1 protein-coding gene is annotated in these 379 nt (G+C 45.6%); it reads right to left on the bottom strand.

Annotated features, from left to right (window positions below):
* Positions 1 to 204 (bottom strand): reverse transcriptase family protein (locus EDI28_RS28290; RefSeq protein WP_233353541.1); only part of this gene is annotated, 204 nt, incomplete at its 3' end.
* Between the last annotated feature and the right edge of the window lie 175 nt (positions 205 to 379).

Raw genomic sequence — 379 nt, 5'->3', positions numbered from 1 at the left:
GATCTCATCACTCACGCCACCACCAGCACTTATGCAGCCACCTAGATACACGAATTTCTCGAATACTTCTATTTGCTCATCATCCAGGGTGAGTACAGGATTAGAATCCTGCCAGTCTTGTAGAAGTACTTTGCACTTCGAAGGTGCAAAGCACATACCATACCTACGGACACTGATTGCCAACTGATTAAGTGCGGATTGCATGGCTTGGGCATTATCTCACAGTAAGACAATATTATCCGCATAATCAAGGTCGAGAAGTCTTTCTCCAGGCAACAGATCCACACCACCATTACTTACATCCATCAGAGCTGTTTCCAGAATGTCATCGATGGCAAAGTTGAAGAGGAATGGTGAGATTGGGCAACCCTGCCTAACC

It is taken from the genome of Photobacterium chitinilyticum, from assembly GCF_004104355.1.
GTDB lineage: Bacteria > Pseudomonadota > Gammaproteobacteria > Enterobacterales > Vibrionaceae > Photobacterium > Photobacterium chitinilyticum.
The sequence above is the reverse complement of the archived record's forward strand: the minus strand, read 5'-3'. Positions and strand labels throughout refer to the sequence as shown.